Below are 15,881 nucleotides of genomic sequence, written 5' to 3'. Positions count from 1 at the left end.
GTCTGCGTTTCGCTATCCGTGAAGGCGGTCGTACCGTCGGCGCTGGCGTCGTAGCTAAAATCATCGAATAAGCGGTTGTAATGTATTTTTCGGGCCGGCATAATGGTCGGCCTGATTTTGTTTTAGGTCAGTAGCTCAATTGGCAGAGCGACGGTCTCCAAAACCGTAGGTTGGGGGTTCGATTCCCTCCTGACCTGCCAGATTCACTCGGTGTGTCTGGCTTTCTTTTCACAGGATCTTCATAGATGACTCCTAAGGCTGAAGCTCAAGGCTCTCGCTTCGATCTGCTCAAGTGGCTTGTGGTAGCCGCTTTGGTGGTTGTGGGTGTAGTTGGCAATCAGTATTACGCTGCTTCGCCGATCCTGTACCGTGTACTCGCTTTGCTCGTAATTGCTGCTGTAGCTGCCTTTGTAGGCCTGCAGACTGCAAAGGGCAAGTCGTTCTTTGTACTGGTTAAGGAAGCGCGCACTGAGATTCGTAAAGTCGTATGGCCAACTCGCCAGGAAACCACGCAGACAACGTTGATCGTTGTTGCTGTGGTTATCGTTATGGCGTTGCTGTTGTGGGGTGTTGATTCCCTGCTCGGTTGGCTTGTTTCCTTGATTGTCGGCTAAGGGTGTCCCGTGGCTAAGCGTTGGTACGTTGTGCATGCTTACTCGGGTTACGAGAAGCATGTCATGCGCTCGCTGATTGAGCGCGTTAAGCTGGCTGGCATGGAAGATGGCTTCGGCGAAATTCTGGTTCCCACTGAAGAAGTGGTTGAAATGCGTAATGGCCAGAAGCGCAAAAGCGAACGCAAGTTCTTCCCAGGCTATGTGCTGGTACAGATGGATATGAATGAGGGTACTTGGCACTTGGTCAAGGATACTCCTCGGGTGATGGGCTTCATTGGCGGTACCGCCGACAAGCCTGCTCCAATCACCGACAAAGAGGCGGAAGCCATTCTGCGTCGCGTGGCTGATGGTAGCGATAAGCCGAAACCAAAGACTCTGTTTGAGCCGGGTGAGGTAGTTCGCGTTACTGACGGTCCATTCGCTGACTTTAACGGCACCGTCGAAGAAGTTAACTACGAAAAGAGCCGTGTCCAGGTGGCAGTGCTTATTTTCGGTCGCTCTACTCCGGTAGAGTTGGAGTTCAGTCAGGTCGAAAAGGTCTAGCTGAACAAGCATCCCAACCCCGCAGCCCTAGGCTGTGGGGTTTTGTCGTCACTGGGATAAACGCGCAAGTAACCGGGGAGCCTTTCGAGGCGTTCGAACCCGTAATTGGAGTGCCTCATGGCCAAGAAGATTACCGCTTACATCAAGCTGCAAGTGAAGGCCGCTCAGGCTAACCCAAGCCCACCTGTTGGTCCTGCTCTGGGTCAGCACGGCGTGAACATCATGGAATTCTGCAAGGCTTTCAACGCCCGTACTCAGGGTCTTGAAGCAGGTCTGCCGACTCCAGTGATCATCACTGTCTACAGCGACCGTAGCTTCACTTTCGAAACCAAATCCACCCCCGCTTCGGTTCTGCTGAAGAAGGCGGCCGGTCTGACCAGCGGTTCCGCTCGTCCGAACACCGTTAAGGTTGGCACTGTTACCCGTGCTCAGCTGGAAGAAATCGCGAAAACCAAAAACGCGGATCTGACTGCAGCTGATATGGATGCAGCCGTGCGTACTATCGCCGGTTCTGCTCGTAGCATGGGCCTTAACGTGGAGGGTGTGTAATGGCTAAGCTGACCAAGCGTCAAAAGGCTATCGCCGGCAAAATCGAAGCAGGCAAGGCCTACAACATTGTAGACGCTGCTGCTCTGCTGGCTGAGCTGTCGACTGTCAAGTTCAGCGAGTCGTTCGACGTTGCTGTAAACCTGGGTGTAGACCCGCGTAAATCCGACCAGGTTGTTCGTAGCGCTACTGTGCTGCCACACGGCACTGGCAAGACCGTTCGCGTTGCTGTGTTCACCCAGGGTCCAGCTGCTGAGGCCGCTCTGGCTGCCGGCGCTGACCGTGTAGGTATGGACGACCTGGCTGCCGAAATGAAAGGCGGCGACCTGAACTATGACGTAGTGATCGCATCCCCGGATGCCATGCGCGTTGTAGGTCAGCTGGGTCAGATCCTCGGTCCACGTGGCCTGATGCCTAACCCGAAAGTCGGCACCGTAACTCCAGACGTAGCTACCGCGGTTAAAAACGCCAAGGCTGGTCAGGTTCGTTATCGCACCGACAAAAACGGCATCATCCACACTTCCGTTGGCAAGATCGGCTTCGATGCCGTCAAGCTGAAGGAAAACGTTGAAGCCCTGATCGCTGATCTGAAGCGTATCAAGCCAGCTTCCTCGAAAGGTATTTACGTCAAGCGCGTTACCCTGAGCACCACTATGGGCCCAGGTCTGGTTATCGACCAGAGCTCGCTGGACGCGTAAGACAAAGGTTGGCGCGATTATTCGCGCCAATTGAAAGATTGGGGTCCCTGCCTGGCGGGGGCTATCCAAGACCGTAGGCGGCGCAAGCCTTAAACCACAAGCCTACGCAGATGGTGCTCCCGGTTCCTTACCGAATCAGACACCAAAACGACATTCGGTTTCGACCGAGTGAAACGGTAACAAGCAGGAGTTAAACCCGTGGCAATTAATCTCGAAGACAAGAAGGCCATCGTCGCTGAAGTCAACGAGGCTGCCAAAGTCGCTCTGTCCGCTGTCGTGGTTGATGCCCGTGGCGTAACAGTAGGCGCAATGACCGGACTCCGTAAAGAGGCTCGTGAAGCTGGCGTTTACGTACGTGTTGTACGTAACACCCTGCTCAAGCGCGCAGTTGCTGACACTGAATACAGTGTCCTCAACGACGTGTTCACCGGCCCGACCCTGATTGCATTCTCGAACGAACATCCGGGCGCTGCTGCTCGTATCTTCAAAGAGTTTGCCAAGGGTCAGGACAAGTTCGAGATCAAGGCAGCTGCGTTCGAGGGCAAGTTCCTCGCAGCTAATCAGATCGACGTACTGGCAACTCTGCCGACCCGTGACGAAGCAATTTCTCAGCTGATGAGCGTGATTCAAGGCGCTACCAGCAAGTTGGCTCGTACTCTGGCGGCAATTCGCGACCAGAAAGAAGCTGCCGCAGCCTAAGGCTCGTCAACTTCTCGCGTTTTTTGTTTATTTCGATGGTCGCGTAGGCCGTCCCCCAATTCAGGAATTGAGTCATGTCTCTGACTAACGAACAAATCATCGAAGCAATCGGCCAGAAATCCGTAGTGGAAATCGTTGAGCTGATCAAAGCGATGGAAGAAACCTTCGGTGTTACCGCTGCTGCTGCTTCGGCTGGCCCAGCTGTAGCTGCTGCTGCTGTTGAAGAGCAAACCGAGTTCAACGTTGTTCTGCTGGAAGCTGGCGAGAAGAAGGTTAACGTGATCAAGGCAGTTCGTGAACTGACCGGTCTGGGCCTGAAAGAAGCCAAAGAGAAAGTAGACGGCGCTCCTCAGGTTGTAGCTGAAGGCGTTTCGAAAGAAGCTGCTGAAGACGCTAAGAAGAAGCTGGAAGAAGCAGGCGCTAAAGTCGAGCTGAAATAAGTATCGACTTTGCTCCTCCAGCCCGAGCGTCAAGCGACAGGCTGATGGCTGGTGGCTCTTGCCACCGGCCTTTTTCCGTTATTGGCAGCCGACTGGGTCGGTGCTGATAAAGGCGCTGTAACCACCCGATGCGGTGGCGCAAACCATGGGGTTTGCACGATTTTCTGGCTGCTCCCGTCGGGAGGGGCCAAACAAGCAGGTGACCAAGCTGGGGAACGCTGATGGCTTACTCATATACTGAGAAAAAACGTATCCGCAAGGACTTTAGCAAGTTGCCGGACGTCATGGATGTGCCGTACCTCCTGGCCATCCAGCTGGATTCGTATCGTGAATTCTTGCAAGCGGGAGCGACTAAAGATCAGTTCCGCGACGTGGGCCTGCATGCGGCCTTCAAATCCGTTTTCCCGATCATCAGCTACTCCGGCAATGCTGCGCTGGAGTACGTCGGTTATCGCCTGGGCGAACCGGCATTTGATGTCAAAGAATGCGTATTGCGCGGTGTAACTTTCGCCGTACCTTTGCGGGTAAAAGTGCGCCTGATCATTTTCGACAAAGAATCGTCGAACAAAGCGATCAAGGACATCAAAGAGCAAGAAGTCTACATGGGCGAAATCCCATTGATGACTGAGAACGGTACCTTCGTAATCAACGGTACCGAGCGTGTTATCGTTTCCCAGCTGCACCGTTCCCCGGGCGTGTTCTTTGACCACGACCGCGGCAAGACGCACAGTTCCGGTAAACTGCTGTACTCCGCGCGCATCATTCCTTACCGCGGTTCGTGGCTGGACTTCGAGTTCGACCCGAAAGACTGCGTGTTCGTGCGTATCGACCGTCGTCGCAAGCTGCCGGCCTCGGTGCTGCTGCGCGCGCTCGGCTACACCACCGAAGAAGTGCTGGACGCTTTCTACACCACCAACGTATTCCACGTTAAAGGCGAAGGCCTGAGCCTGGAACTGGTGCCTCAGCGTCTGCGCGGTGAAGTGGCTGTCCTCGATATCCAGGACGATAAAGGCAAGGTTATTGTCGAGCAGGGCCGTCGTATTACTGCCCGCCACATCAACCAGCTGGAAAAGGCCGGGATCAAAGAGCTGGACGTGCCTCTGGACTACGTCCTGGGTCGCACCACCGCCAAGGTCATCGTGCATCCGGCTACCGGCGAAATCCTGGCAGAGTGCAACACCGAGCTGTCGACCGAAGTCCTGGCGAAAATCGCCAAGGCCGGCGTTGTTCGCATCGAAACTCTGTACACCAACGACATCGACTGCGGTCCGTTCATCTCCGACACGCTGAAGATCGACTCCACCAGCAACCAATTGGAAGCACTGGTCGAGATCTATCGCATGATGCGTCCAGGCGAGCCGCCGACCAAAGACGCTGCCGAGACCCTGTTCAACAACCTGTTCTTCAGCCCTGAGCGCTATGACCTGTCTGCGGTCGGCCGGATGAAGTTCAACCGTCGTATCGGTCGTACCGAGATCGAAGGTTCGGGCGTGCTGTGCAAGGAAGATATCGTCGCGGTACTGAAGACTCTGGTCGACATCCGTAACGGTAAAGGCATCGTCGATGACATCGACCACCTGGGTAACCGTCGTGTTCGCTGCGTAGGCGAAATGGCTGAAAACCAGTTCCGCGTTGGCCTGGTACGTGTCGAGCGTGCGGTCAAAGAGCGTCTGTCGATGGCCGAAAGCGAAGGCCTGATGCCGCAAGACCTGATCAACGCCAAGCCAGTGGCGGCGGCGGTGAAAGAGTTCTTCGGTTCCAGCCAGCTCTCGCAGTTCATGGACCAGAACAACCCGCTGTCCGAGATCACCCACAAGCGTCGTGTCTCTGCACTCGGCCCTGGCGGTCTGACTCGTGAGCGCGCAGGCTTTGAAGTCCGTGACGTACACCCGACTCACTACGGTCGTGTCTGCCCGATTGAAACGCCGGAAGGTCCGAACATCGGTCTGATCAACTCCCTGGCTGCTTATGCCCGCACCAACCAGTACGGCTTCCTGGAAAGCCCGTACCGTGTGGTGAAAGAGGGTGTAGTCACCGACGAGATCGTGTTCCTGTCCGCCATTGAAGAAGCCGATCATGTGATCGCGCAGGCTTCGGCGACCATGAACGAGCAGAAAGTCCTGATCGACGAACTGGTAGCCGTACGTCACCTGAACGAATTCACCGTCAAGGCGCCGGAAGACGTCACCCTGATGGACGTTTCGCCGAAGCAGGTAGTTTCGGTTGCAGCGTCGCTGATTCCGTTCCTCGAGCACGACGACGCCAACCGTGCGTTGATGGGTTCGAACATGCAGCGTCAGGCTGTACCAACCCTGCGCGCTGACAAGCCGCTGGTAGGTACCGGCATGGAGCGTAACGTGGCCCGCGACTCCGGCGTTTGCGTCGTGGCTCGTCGTGGCGGCGTGATCGACTCTGTTGATGCCAGCCGTATCGTGGTTCGTGTTGCTGATGACGAAGTTGAAACTGGCGAAGCTGGTGTCGACATCTACAACCTGACCAAATACACCCGCTCGAACCAGAACACCTGCATCAACCAGCGTCCGCTGGTTAGCAAGGGTGATCGCGTTCAGCGTAGCGACATCATGGCTGACGGCCCGTCCACCGACATGGGTGAACTGGCACTGGGGCAGAACATGCGCATCGCGTTCATGGCATGGAACGGCTTCAACTTCGAAGACTCCATCTGCCTGTCCGAGCGTGTGGTTCAGGAAGACCGCTTCACCACGATTCACATTCAGGAACTGACCTGTGTGGCTCGTGACACCAAGCTTGGCCCAGAGGAAATCACTGCGGACATCCCGAACGTGGGTGAGGCTGCACTGAACAAGCTGGACGAAGCCGGTATCGTTTACGTAGGTGCTGAAGTAGGCGCAGGCGACATCCTGGTCGGTAAAGTCACTCCGAAAGGCGAGACCCAACTGACTCCGGAAGAAAAACTGCTGCGTGCGATCTTCGGTGAAAAAGCCAGCGACGTTAAAGACACCTCCCTGCGTGTACCTACCGGTACCAAAGGTACTGTCATCGACGTACAGGTCTTCACCCGCGACGGCGTTGAGCGTGATGCTCGTGCTCTGTCGATCGAGAAGTCCCAGCTGGACGAGATCCGCAAGGATTTGAACGAAGAGTTCCGTATCGTAGAAGGCGCGACCTTCGAACGTCTGCGCTCCGCTCTGGTAGGCCACAAGGCTGAAGGCGGCGCCGGTCTGAAGAAAGGTCAGGACATCACCGACGAAGTTCTCGACGGTCTTGAGCATGGTCAGTGGTTCAAACTGCGCATGGCTGAAGATGCTCTGAACGAGCAGCTCGAGAAGGCTCAGGCCTACATCGTTGATCGTCGCCGTCTGCTGGACGACAAGTTCGAAGACAAGAAGCGCAAACTGCAGCAGGGCGATGACCTGGCTCCAGGCGTGCTGAAAATCGTCAAGGTTTACCTGGCAATCCGTCGTCGCATCCAGCCGGGCGACAAGATGGCCGGTCGTCACGGTAACAAAGGTGTGGTCTCCGTGATCATGCCGGTTGAAGACATGCCGCACGATGCCAATGGCACCCCGGTCGACGTCGTCCTCAACCCGTTGGGCGTACCTTCGCGTATGAACGTTGGTCAGATCCTTGAAACCCACCTGGGCCTCGCGGCCAAAGGTCTGGGCGAGAAGATCAACCGGATGGTCGAAGAGCAGCGTAAAGTCGCTGAACTGCGTACCTTCCTCGACGAGATCTACAACCAGATCGGCGGTCGTAACGAAGATCTGGATAGCTTCTCCGATCAGGAAATCCTGGATCTGGCGAAAAACCTGCGTGGCGGCGTTCCAATGGCCACTCCAGTGTTCGACGGTGCCAAGGAAAGCGAAATCAAGGCCATGCTGAAACTGGCAGACCTGCCGGAAAGCGGCCAGATGCAGCTGACTGACGGCCGTACCGGCAACAAGTTCGAGCGTCCAGTTACCGTTGGCTACATGTACATGCTGAAGCTGAACCACTTGGTAGACGACAAGATGCACGCGCGTTCTACCGGTTCGTACAGCCTGGTTACCCAGCAGCCGCTGGGTGGTAAGGCGCAGTTCGGTGGTCAGCGTTTCGGGGAGATGGAGGTCTGGGCACTGGAAGCATACGGTGCCGCTTACACTCTGCAAGAAATGCTCACAGTGAAGTCGGACGATGTGAACGGCCGTACCAAGATGTACAAAAACATCGTGGATGGCGATCACCGTATGGAGCCGGGCATGCCCGAGTCCTTCAACGTGTTGATCAAGGAAATTCGTTCCCTCGGCATCGATATCGATCTGGAAACCGAATAACACGTGACGCGATCGAGAGCGGGGCAGGACTGCCCGCTCTCTGCTCCGCCAGGAGGAAAGGCCTTGAAAGACCTACTGAATTTGCTGAAAAACCAGGGTCAAGTCGAAGAGTTCGACGCCATCCGTATCGGATTGGCCTCGCCTGAGATGATCCGCTCGTGGTCGTTCGGCGAAGTTAAAAAGCCGGAAACCATCAACTACCGTACGTTCAAACCTGAGCGTGACGGTCTGTTCTGCGCCAAGATCTTTGGCCCGGTAAAGGATTACGAGTGCCTGTGCGGTAAGTACAAGCGCTTGAAGCACCGTGGTGTGATCTGCGAGAAGTGCGGCGTTGAAGTTGCACTGGCCAAGGTTCGTCGTGAGCGCATGGCGCACATCGAACTGGCTTCGCCGGTTGCCCACATCTGGTTCCTGAAATCGCTGCCGTCCCGTATCGGCCTGCTGATGGACATGACCCTGCGTGATATCGAACGCGTTCTCTACTTCGAGAGCTACGTCGTTATCGATCCAGGCATGACCACCCTTGAAAAAGGTCAGCTGCTGAACGATGAACAGTACTTCGAAGCGCTGGAAGAGTTCGGTGACGACTTCGACGCCCGCATGGGTGCTGAAGCTGTCCGTGAACTGCTGCACGCTATCGACCTGGAGCACGAGATTGGTCGTCTGCGCGAAGAAATTCCGCAAACCAACTCGGAAACCAAGATCAAGAAGCTGTCCAAGCGTCTGAAGTTGATGGAAGCCTTCCAGGGTTCCGGCAACCTGCCAGAGTGGATGGTGCTGACCGTTCTGCCGGTTCTGCCGCCAGATCTGCGTCCACTGGTCCCGCTGGACGGCGGTCGCTTCGCGACTTCCGACCTCAACGATCTGTATCGTCGAGTGATCAACCGTAACAACCGTTTGAAGCGCCTGCTGGATCTGTCCGCTCCGGACATCATCGTGCGCAACGAAAAGCGTATGTTGCAGGAAGCTGTCGATGCACTGCTCGACAACGGTCGTCGTGGCCGCGCTATCACCGGTTCGAACAAGCGTCCTCTGAAATCCCTGGCTGACATGATCAAGGGTAAGCAAGGTCGTTTCCGTCAGAACTTGCTCGGTAAGCGTGTTGACTACTCCGGTCGTTCGGTAATTACCGTAGGTCCGACCCTGCGTCTGCACCAGTGCGGTCTGCCGAAGAAGATGGCTCTCGAGCTGTTCAAACCGTTCATTTTCGGCAAGCTGGAAATGCGTGGTCTCGCGACCACCATCAAAGCGGCCAAGAAAATGGTCGAGCGCGAACTGCCAGAGGTTTGGGACGTTCTCGCTGAAGTGATTCGCGAACACCCGGTTCTTCTCAACCGTGCACCGACCCTTCACCGTCTGGGTATCCAGGCGTTTGAACCGGTCCTGATCGAAGGTAAGGCTATCCAGCTGCACCCGCTGGTCTGCGCCGCGTACAACGCCGACTTCGACGGCGACCAAATGGCCGTGCACGTACCGCTGACGCTGGAAGCCCAGCTCGAAGCGCGTGCGTTGATGATGTCGACCAACAACATTCTGTCGCCAGCCAACGGTGAGCCAATCATCGTTCCGTCGCAGGACGTTGTATTGGGTCTGTACTACATGACTCGTGAAGCGATCAACGCCAAGGGCGAAGGTCGTGTGTTCGCGGATCTGCAGGAAGTTGACCGTGTGTTCCGTGCCGGCGAAGCCGCACTGCACGCCAAGGTCAAGGTTCGTATCAACGAAACCGTCAACGACCGTGACGGCAACAGCGTGAGCAACACTCGTATCGTCGACACCACTGTCGGCCGTGCGCTGCTGTTCCAGGTTGTGCCAAAAGGTCTGTCGTACGATGTCGTCAACCTGCCGATGAAGAAAAAGGCGATCTCCAAGCTGATCAACCAGTGCTACCGCGTGGTTGGTCTGAAAGAGACCGTGATCTTCGCTGACCAGTTGATGTACACCGGTTTCGCTTACTCGACCATCTCCGGCGTTTCCATCGGTGTTAACGACTTCGTTATCCCGGACGAAAAAGCCCGCATCATCGGTGCAGCCACCGACGAAGTGAAAGAGATCGAGAGCCAGTACGCCTCCGGCCTGGTAACCCAGGGCGAGAAGTACAACAAAGTGATCGACCTTTGGTCGAAGGCGAACGACGAAGTTTCCAAGGCGATGATGGCCAACCTCTCGAAAGAGAAAGTCATCGACCGTCACGGTGATGAAGTCGACCAAGAGTCCTTCAACTCGATGTACATGATGGCCGACTCGGGTGCGCGGGGTTCCGCAGCACAGATTCGTCAGCTGGCCGGTATGCGTGGTCTGATGGCCAAGCCGGACGGTTCCATCATTGAAACGCCGATTACTGCGAACTTCCGTGAAGGTCTGAGCGTACTTCAGTACTTCATCTCGACTCACGGTGCTCGTAAAGGTCTGGCGGATACCGCGTTGAAAACTGCGAACTCCGGTTACCTGACTCGTCGTCTGGTAGACGTGGCGCAGGATCTGGTTGTAACCGAGATCGATTGCGGCACCGAACACGGTCTGCTGATGACTCCGCACATTGAAGGCGGTGACGTTGTAGAGCCGTTGGGTGAGCGCGTACTGGGTCGTGTTATTGCCCGTGACGTATTCAAGCCAGGCACCGAGGACGTCATCGTTCCTGCCGGTACCCTGGTAGACGAGAAGTGGGTCGAGTTCATCGAGCTGAACAGCATCGACGAAGTGATCGTGCGTTCGCCGATCAGCTGCGAAACCCGCTATGGCATTTGCGCCAAGTGCTACGGCCGTGATCTGGCTCGTGGTCACCAGGTGAACATCGGTGAAGCGGTCGGCGTTATCGCTGCCCAGTCCATCGGTGAGCCGGGTACCCAGCTGACGATGCGTACGTTCCACATCGGTGGTGCGGCAAGCCGTACTTCCGCAGCCGACAGCGTTCAGGTGAAGAATGGCGGTACTGTCCGTCTGCACAACCTGAAGCACGTTGAGCGTGTGGATGGCCACCTGGTTGCTGTGTCCCGTTCCGGTGAACTGGCCATCGCTGATGACTTCGGTCGTGAGCGTGAGCGTTACAAGCTGCCGTACGGTGCTGTGATTTCGGTTAAAGAAGGTGACAAGGTCGACGCTGGCGCAATCGTGGCCAAGTGGGATCCGCACACTCACCCGATCGTTACCGAAATGAAAGGTACCGTGACCTACGTGGGCATGGAAGAAGGCATCACGATCAAGCGTCAGACTGACGAATTGACCGGTATGACCAACATTGAAGTACTCGACGCGAAAGATCGTCCAGCTGCCGGTAAGGAAATCCGTCCTGCAGTGAAGATGGTCGACGACAACGGCAAGGATCTGTTGCTGCCAGGCACTGACGTTATCGCTCAGTACTTCCTGCCAGCCAACGCTCTGGTCGGTGTTGCGGACGGTGCGAAGATCGCGATCGGTGATGTTATCGCTCGTATCCCGCAAGAAACTTCGAAGACCCGTGACATCACCGGTGGTCTGCCGCGTGTTGCCGACTTGTTCGAAGCTCGTCGTCCGAAAGAAGCGTCGATTCTGGCTGAAGTCAGCGGCACCATCGCGTTCGGTAAAGAGACCAAAGGCAAGCGCCGTCTGGTCATTACCCCGAACGACGGTAGCGATCCGTACGAAGAGCTGATTCCGAAGTGGCGTCACCTGAACGTGTTCGAAGGCGAACAGGTAAACCGCGGCGAAGTTATCTCCGACGGTCCGAGCGATCCGCACGACATCCTGCGTCTGCTGGGTGTGAGCGCGCTGGCCAAGTACATCGTGAACGAGATCCAGGACGTTTACCGTCTGCAAGGCGTGAAGATCAACGACAAGCACATCGAGACCATCCTGCGTCAGATGCTGCGTAAAGTTGAGATCTCCGAGTCCGGCGATTCCAGCTTCATCAAGGGCGACCAGATGGAACTGACTCACGTACTGGTAGAGAACGAACGTCTGAGCGCGGAAGACAAGTTTGTCTCCAAGTTCACTCGCGTTCTGCTGGGTATCACCAAGGCGTCGTTGTCCACCGAATCGTTCATCTCGGCGGCTTCCTTCCAGGAAACCACTCGCGTACTGACCGAAGCGGCAGTCACCGGCAAGCGCGACTATTTGCGCGGCCTGAAAGAAAACGTGGTTGTGGGTCGTCTGATCCCGGCCGGTACCGGTCTGGCATATCACAGCGAGCGCAAGCGTCGTCGTGATGCAGACAAGCCGTTGCGCGTAAGCGCCAGTGAAGTGGAAGCTGCACTGACCGAAGCGCTGAACTCGAGCGGTAACTGAGTTCTGCGGTAACTAAGCTGAGGCCCTGATCGCTCCGTTCGTCGAATCGAGACAAATTGTCAAGGTTCGACGGGCGGGGAGGTCGGGGCCTTGCCTTGACTGGGGACAAGATCCTCTTTAGACTCTTGATCCCCTAAATTTGGCGGGAATCCGTTCCTGTCATTTTGCTTTTCTTGCAAGACAATAGCGTCGCAAGACAACAGTGGAGCTAGTAGATGGCAACTATCAACCAGCTGGTACGTCAGCCGCGTAAGCGTATCGTCGAGAAATCCGACGTACCTGCGCTGCAGAACTGCCCGCAACGTCGTGGCGTGTGCACCCGTGTGTACACCACTACGCCGAAAAAACCTAACTCGGCACTGCGTAAAGTATGCCGTGTGCGTCTGACCAACGGTTTCGAGGTTTCCTCGTACATCGGTGGTGAAGGCCACAACCTGCAAGAGCACAGCGTGGTACTGATCCGCGGCGGTCGTGTAAAAGACTTGCCAGGTGTTCGTTACCACACCGTTCGCGGCTCCTTGGATACTTCCGGCGTTAAAGGCCGTAACCAGGGTCGTTCGAAGTACGGTACCAAGCGTCCGAAGTAATCGGTCGTTTTGCAGATTTTCATTTTATTGAGTCGATAAGAGTAAGGTCGGGCTTGCATCCACTGGATCTGTCCCGAACTAACCTGAAGACCGCTTGAGGGCTTATCATGCCAAGACGTCGCGTAGCAGCAAAGCGTGAGATTCTGGACGATCCGAAATACGGAAGCCAGATCCTCGCCAAATTCATGAACCACGTTATGGAAAGCGGCAAGAAAGCCGTTGCCGAGCGTATCGTTTATGGTGCCCTGGAAACCGTGAAGGCTCGTAAGGCCGGCACCGATCCCCTGGAACTCTTCGAAAAAGCACTCGACGCCATCGCTCCGCTGGTCGAAGTGAAGTCGCGCCGCGTTGGTGGTGCTACTTACCAGGTTCCGGTCGAGGTTCGTCCTTCCCGCCGTAACGCTCTGGCAATGCGCTGGTTGGTAGACTTCGCCCGTAAGCGTGGCGAGAAGTCTATGGCTCTGCGCTTGGCTGGCGAACTGCTGGATGCTGCTGAAGGTAAAGGTGCTGCTGTTAAGAAGCGTGAAGACGTGCACCGTATGGCCGAAGCCAACAAAGCTTTCTCGCACTACCGCTTCTAATTTTAGCTTCACTAATTTTGCGAGGGCTTTATGGCTCGTACTACTCCGATTAGTCGCTACCGTAACATCGGTATCGTCGCTCACGTGGATGCTGGTAAAACCACCACCACCGAGCGCGTCCTTTTTTACACTGGCAAAAGTCACAAAATGGGCGAGGTGCATGACGGCGCCGCGACCACAGACTGGATGGTTCAGGAGCAGGAGCGTGGTATTACCATTACTTCTGCTGCCATTACCGCCTTCTGGAAAGGTTCCGAGAAGCAGTACCCGCACGAGCACCGTTTCAACGTCATCGATACCCCGGGCCACGTAGACTTCACCATTGAAGTTGAACGTTCCCTGCGCGTACTCGACGGCGCTGTCGTTGTATTCTGCGGTACTTCGGGTGTTGAGCCTCAGTCGGAAACCGTATGGCGTCAAGCCAACAAATACGGCGTTCCACGTCTTGTTTACGTAAACAAGATGGACCGTGCTGGTGCCAACTTCCTGCGCGTGATCGGTCAGATCAAACAGCGTCTGGGTCACACTCCGGTGCCGATTCAGCTGGCTATCGGTTCGGAAGACAACTTCCAGGGCCAGATCGACCTGATCAACATGCAGGCTGTTTACTGGAACGACTCTGACAAGGGTATGGTTCCTGTTCGCAAGGAAATCCCTGCGGACATGCTCGAGCTGGCTACTGAGTGGCGCAGCAACATGGTTGAGGCTGCGGCCGAAGCCAGTGAAGAGCTGATGAACAAGTACCTGGAAGGCGAAGAGCTGTCGATCGAAGAGATCAAGGCCGCTCTGCGTCAGCGCACTATCGCTGGCGAAATCGTTCTGGCTGTGTGCGGTTCGTCGTTCAAGAACAAGGGCGTTCCCCTGGTTCTCGACGCCGTTATCGACTTCCTGCCTGCTCCAACCGACATTCCAGCTATCAAGGGCTCGAACCCTGATAACGAGGAAGAGGAAATGGAGCGTCACGCAAGTGATGACGAGCCGTTCGCGGCACTGGCGTTCAAAATCGCTACCGACCCATTCGTGGGTACTTTGACCTTCGTCCGTGTTTACTCGGGCGTGTTGAACTCCGGCGACGGCGTGATCAACTCGGTTAAAGGCAAGAAAGAGCGCGTGGGCCGTATGGTGCAAATGCACGCAAACGCCCGTGAAGAGATCAAGGAAGTACGCGCTGGCGACATCGCGGCCCTGATCGGCATGAAGGACGTCACCACTGGTGAAACCCTCTGCAACGCTGACAAGCCAATCATCCTGGTTCGCATGGACTTCCCGGAGCCGGTTATTTCGGTTGCCGTAGAGCCTAAGACCAAGGATGACCAGGAAAAAATGGGTATCGCACTGGGCAAGCTGGCTCAGGAAGACCCGTCTTTCCGCGTTAAAACTGATGAAGAGACTGGTCAAACGATCATCTCCGGCATGGGCGAGCTGCACCTGGACATCCTGGTTGACCGGATGCGCCGTGAGTTCAACGTCGAAGCCAACATCGGCAAGCCTCAGGTTTCGTATCGTGAGCGCATCACGAAGAACTGTGAAATCGAAGGCAAGTTCGTTCGTCAGTCCGGTGGTCGCGGCCAGTTCGGTCACTGCTGGATCCGTTTTGCTCCTGCTGACGAAGGTCAGGAAGGTCTGCAATTCGTGAACGAAGTTGTAGGTGGTGTGGTTCCTAAGGAATACATCCCGGCTATCCAGAAGGGTATCGAAGAGCAGATGAAGAACGGCGTTGTTGCCGGCTATCCGCTGATCGGCCTGAAGGCTACCGTGTTCGATGGTTCTTACCACGACGTCGACTCCAACGAGATGGCGTTTAAAGTGGCTGCTTCCATGGCGACCAAGCAACTGGCCCAGAAGGGCGGTGGTGAGTTGCTCGAGCCGATCATGGCGGTAGAGGTTGTTACGCCTGAAGACTATATGGGTGATGTAATGGGCGACCTTAACCGTCGTCGCGGCATGATCCAGGGTATGGAAGACACAGTGTCCGGCAAGGTTATCCGTGCCGAGGTTCCACTGGGTGAGATGTTCGGTTATGCGACCGACGTTCGTTCCATGTCCCAGGGTCGCGCAAGCTACTCTATGGAATTCAAAAAATACGATACGGCTCCGTCGCACATCGTCGAATCCGTAACCAAAAAACAAGGCTGATTCAGCCCCTTTAGGCTAGGAGTTAATTGTCGTGGCTAAAGAAAAATTTGATCGTTCCCTACCGCACGTCAACGTTGGCACCATCGGTCACGTTGACCACGGTAAAACCACTCTGACCGCTGCTCTGACTCGCGTCTGCTCCGAAGTTTTCGGTTCGGCCGTAGTTGAATTCGACAAGATCGACAGCGCTCCAGAAGAAAAAGCTCGCGGTATCACCATCAACACCGCTCACGTTGAGTACAACTCGACTATTCGTCACTACGCTCACGTTGACTGCCCAGGTCACGCTGACTACGTGAAGAACATGATCACCGGTGCTGCCCAGATGGACGGCGCGATCCTGGTTTGCTCGGCCGCTGATGGTCCGATGCCGCAAACCCGTGAGCACATCCTGCTGTCCCGTCAGGTAGGCGTTCCGTACATTGTGGTTTTCCTGAACAAGGCTGACCTGGTAGACGACGCTGAGCTGCTGGAACTGG

General features: G+C 55.8%; 13 protein-coding genes and 1 tRNA gene. All 14 read left to right on the top strand.

The window, feature by feature from the left end; all coding sequences use genetic code 11:
- Nucleotides 1-71: EF-Tu C-terminal domain-related protein (locus tag QRN61_RS26810; RefSeq protein WP_198525954.1), on the top strand; the 71-nt coding region annotated here is incomplete at its 5' end.
- A 53-nt stretch (nt 72-124) separates the two neighbouring features.
- Nucleotides 125-200 (top strand) — tRNA-Trp (locus tag QRN61_RS26805).
- Nucleotides 201-245: 45 nt separating this feature from the next.
- Nucleotides 246-614, top strand: coding sequence for a preprotein translocase subunit SecE (gene secE, locus QRN61_RS26800; RefSeq protein ID WP_041074957.1), 369 nt, complete (start codon nt 246-248; stop codon nt 612-614).
- Between the two features lie 9 nt (nt 615-623).
- Complete coding sequence (nusG, locus tag QRN61_RS26795) at nt 624-1,157, top strand: transcription termination/antitermination protein NusG (protein WP_025113545.1); 534 nt, start codon at nt 624-626, stop codon at nt 1,155-1,157.
- 117 nt (nt 1,158-1,274) lie between these two features.
- Nucleotides 1,275-1,706 (top strand): 50S ribosomal protein L11, encoded by a 432-nt coding sequence (gene rplK / locus QRN61_RS26790; RefSeq protein WP_003228756.1) that lies wholly within the window; start codon nt 1,275-1,277, stop codon nt 1,704-1,706.
- On the top strand, nt 1,706-2,401 hold the full coding sequence (gene rplA / locus QRN61_RS26785; RefSeq protein ID WP_003228754.1) for a 50S ribosomal protein L1: 696 nt from the start codon (nt 1,706-1,708) through the stop codon (nt 2,399-2,401). Before rplK ends, rplA begins: the two co-directional genes overlap by 1 nt.
- 198 nt (nt 2,402-2,599) lie before the next feature.
- Entirely contained in the window at nt 2,600-3,100 is a 501-nt protein-coding gene (rplJ, locus tag QRN61_RS26780; RefSeq protein ID WP_003228752.1) for a 50S ribosomal protein L10, read from the top strand.
- 74 nt (nt 3,101-3,174) lie between these two features.
- Nucleotides 3,175-3,540 (top strand): 50S ribosomal protein L7/L12, encoded by a 366-nt coding sequence (rplL, locus tag QRN61_RS26775; protein WP_007962228.1) that lies wholly within the window; start codon nt 3,175-3,177, stop codon nt 3,538-3,540.
- Between the two features lie 221 nt (nt 3,541-3,761).
- Entirely contained in the window at nt 3,762-7,835 is a 4,074-nt protein-coding gene (rpoB, locus tag QRN61_RS26770) for a DNA-directed RNA polymerase subunit beta (RefSeq protein WP_027614262.1), read from the top strand.
- Nucleotides 7,836-7,898: 63 nt separating this feature from the next.
- The gene (gene rpoC / locus QRN61_RS26765) at nt 7,899-12,098 is read left to right on the top strand and encodes a DNA-directed RNA polymerase subunit beta' (RefSeq protein WP_027614261.1); all 4,200 of its coding nucleotides are present in this window, start codon (nt 7,899-7,901) and stop codon (nt 12,096-12,098) included.
- Nucleotides 12,099-12,313: 215 nt separating this feature from the next.
- Nucleotides 12,314-12,685 carry a 30S ribosomal protein S12 gene (gene rpsL, locus QRN61_RS26760; protein WP_003186084.1) on the top strand — a complete coding sequence of 124 codons (372 nt, stop codon included), beginning with the start codon at nt 12,314-12,316 and terminating at the stop codon, nt 12,683-12,685.
- Between the two features lie 107 nt (nt 12,686-12,792).
- Nucleotides 12,793-13,266 carry a 30S ribosomal protein S7 gene (gene rpsG / locus QRN61_RS26755; RefSeq protein WP_003228745.1) on the top strand — a complete coding sequence of 158 codons (474 nt, stop codon included), beginning with the start codon at nt 12,793-12,795 and terminating at the stop codon, nt 13,264-13,266.
- A gap of 30 nt (nt 13,267-13,296) precedes the next feature.
- Complete coding sequence (fusA, locus tag QRN61_RS26750; RefSeq protein WP_007962223.1) at nt 13,297-15,402, top strand: elongation factor G; 2,106 nt, start codon at nt 13,297-13,299, stop codon at nt 15,400-15,402.
- 31 nt (nt 15,403-15,433) lie between these two features.
- Nucleotides 15,434-15,881 (top strand): GTP-binding protein (locus QRN61_RS26745; protein WP_285376293.1); only part of this gene is annotated, 448 nt, incomplete at its 3' end.

Origin of the sequence: Pseudomonas sp. lyk4-TYG-107 (genome assembly GCF_030209055.1) — a bacterium.
Classification (GTDB): Bacteria; Pseudomonadota; Gammaproteobacteria; order Pseudomonadales; family Pseudomonadaceae; genus Aquipseudomonas; species Aquipseudomonas putida_A.
The sequence above is the reverse complement of the archived record's forward strand: the minus strand, read 5'-3'. Positions and strand labels throughout refer to the sequence as shown.